This window comes from Ruminococcus sp. CAG:330 (assembly GCF_000437175.1).
Lineage (GTDB): Bacteria > Bacillota > Clostridia > Oscillospirales > Ruminococcaceae > Ruminococcus_C.
Window position 1 is genome coordinate 33,202 of the sequence record NZ_FR898036.1, and the last position, 2,896, is coordinate 36,097.

Genomic DNA, 2,896 nt, shown 5'->3' on the forward strand with positions numbered 1-2,896 from the left:
AATGATACCTGAAGTGTTTTTTTCGCCAAAAATGCCGGAGAGCTCTTGACAACTCCCCGGCATTGTTTTATAATATAAAAATGTATCGTAATGTAAATTTGCGTATTTCAGTAGAATAGTATACCACATTCCATCCGCATCTGTCAAGAGGTTTCTGCATTTTTGGAAAAAAATAAAGTTCCGACGGGCAGGTGCGGTTTATGCCATTTCTGACAAAGTGAAGGAGGTTTTTCGCCAATGGTGCATGTTACGCCAAAACAGTGCGGGAAAAACGTTCGCATGAATTTCGGGACGATCAACGAGGTTCTCGAAATGCCGAACCTGATTGAGGTACAGAAGAACTCTTACAACTGGTTCCGGGAAAAGGGACTGAAAGAGGTCTTTCGTGACGTTTCGTCCATTACGGACTATAACGGCAACTGGGTTCTGGATTTTGTTGACTATCGGATCGACGCTACCCCGAAGTACACCATCGCAGAGTGCAAAGAACGAGATGTCACCTACGCAGCACCGCTCCGTGTGACCACTCGTCTGAGAAATAATGCAACCGGCGAGATCAAGGAATCCGAAATCTACATGGGCGACTTTCCTCTGATGACCGACAGCGGCACTTTTGTCATCAACGGCGCAGAGCGTGTTATCGTCTCCCAGCTGGTTCGTTCGCCGGGCGTTTACTACGCCTCCGAAAAGGACCGCACCGGTAAGGATCTGTTCAAGGCAACTGTCATTCCGAACCGCGGCGCATGGCTGGAATACGAGATGGATTCCAACGACGTGGTCTATGTCCGCATCGATAAGAACCGCAAGATCCCGATCACGACCTTCATCCGTTCGCTGGGTGTGGGAAGCGACGAGGAGATCCAGGAGATGTTCGACAACGACGAGCGTCTGGCACAGACCATCATGGAAAAGGACGGCACCAAGAACACCGACGATGCGCTGAAGGAAGTTTACAAGAAGCTGCGTCCGGGCGAACCGCCTACGGTGGAGAGTGCCCTGAACCACCTGAACAATCTGTTTTTCGATGCCAAGCGGTACGACCTGAGCCGGTTTGGCCGTTATAAATACAACAAGAAGCTGGGCATTGCCAGCCGTCTGGCAGGACATGAGCTGGCCCGTCCGGTTGTCAGCGCCTATACCGGCGAGGTGCTCTTCGAGACCGGCACTGTGCTCACCTACGATCAGGCGCTGCAGGTGCAGGAGGCCGGCGTAACGGAAGCCTACATCACCGTAGAAACCAAGGAATACTACGAGACAGAGACCGGCGAGAGCGCCATTCGCTTTGTCAAGAAGGAAGCCAAGGTCATCGGTAACGGCATGGTGGATATTTCCGGCTACGTTTCCTTCGACTGCGCACCGCTGGGCATCAGCGAAAAGGTGCGGTTCAGCGTCCTGAACGAGATTCTGGAGAGCTGCACCGGAGAGGACGACCTGAAGGCAGCCATCCGCAGAAAGGCAGACGAGCTGGTGCCGAAGCACATCATTCTGGATGATATCTTCGCCACCATCAGCTACTTCCTGAACCTGTGCGATGGCGTGGGCAACGTGGACGACATCGACCATCTGGGCAACCGCCGTATCCGTTCTGTGGGCGAGCTGCTCCAGAACCAGTTCCGCATCGGTTTCACCCGTATGGAGCGTGTCATCCGTGAGCGCATGTCCATTCAGGCGCAGGATGCAGAGAACATCACACCGGCAGCACTGGTCAACATCCGTCCGGTGACTTCCGCCATCAAGGAATTCTTCGGCTCTTCGCCGCTGTCCCAGTTCATGGATCAGAACAATCCGCTGGCAGAGCTGACGCACAAGCGCCGTCTGTCCGCACTGGGCCCCGGCGGTCTGTCCCGTGACCGTGCCGGATTCGAAGTTCGTGACGTACACTACAGCCACTACGGCAGAATGTGCCCGATCGAGACGCCGGAAGGTCCGAACATCGGTCTGATCTCCTATCTGGCAACGTTCGCCCGCATCAACCAGTACGGCTTCATCGAAGCGCCGTACCGGAGAGTGGACAAGAAGACCGGTATTGTCACAGACGAGGTAGTCTACATGACTGCCGACATGGAAGATAATTATATTGTAGCGCAGGCGAACGAACCGCTGACAGAAGAGGGACGTTTTGCTCATTCCAAGGTTGCAGCACGTTACCGTGATCAGATTCTGGAAATCGATGCCGATAAGATCGACTTCATGGATGTATCGCCGAAGATGGTAGTTTCCGTGGCAACCTCCATGATCCCGTTCCTGGAAAACGACGACGCAAACCGTGCCCTCATGGGTTCCAACATGCAGCGTCAGGCAGTGCCGCTGCTGAAGACCGAGCGCCCGTTTGTCGGCACCGGTATGGAATATAAGGCAGCTGTTGACTCCGGCGTCTGCGTGGTATCGGATTATGACGGCGTGATCGATTCTGTTTCCGCAGATGAGATCGTTCTGGTGGACGACGACCACAAGACCCATAAGTACGAGCTCCAGAAGTATAAGCGTTCCAACCAGTCTACCTGCATCAATCAGCGCCCCATCGTCAGCGTTGGCGAGCGGGTCAAGAAGCGTCAGGTGCTGGCGGACGGTCCGGCAACCGCAGACGGCGAGATCTCTCTGGGCAAGAACGCCCTCATCGGCTTCATGACCTGGGAGGGCTATAACTACGAGGATGCCGTTCTGCTGAACGAGCGTCTGGTAAGAGAAGATGTCTTTACCTCGGTGCACATCGAGGAACTGGAGATCGAGTGCCGTGAAACCAAGCTGGGACCGGAGGAGATCACCAGAGATATCCCCAACGTGGGCGATGATGCGCTGAAGGATCTGGACGAAAACGGTATCATCCGCATTGGTGCCGAGGTTCACGCCGGCGATATTCTGGTTGGTAAGGTCACCCCGAAGGGCGAGACAGAGC

At 54.5% G+C, this 2,896-nt stretch carries 1 protein-coding gene; it reads left to right on the forward strand.

The annotated features are described in order from the left end of the window. Window positions 1–237: 237 nt before the first annotated feature. Window positions 238–2,896 (forward strand): DNA-directed RNA polymerase subunit beta (gene rpoB, locus QZL66_RS04370; RefSeq protein WP_293601852.1); only part of this gene is annotated, 2,659 nt, incomplete at its 3' end.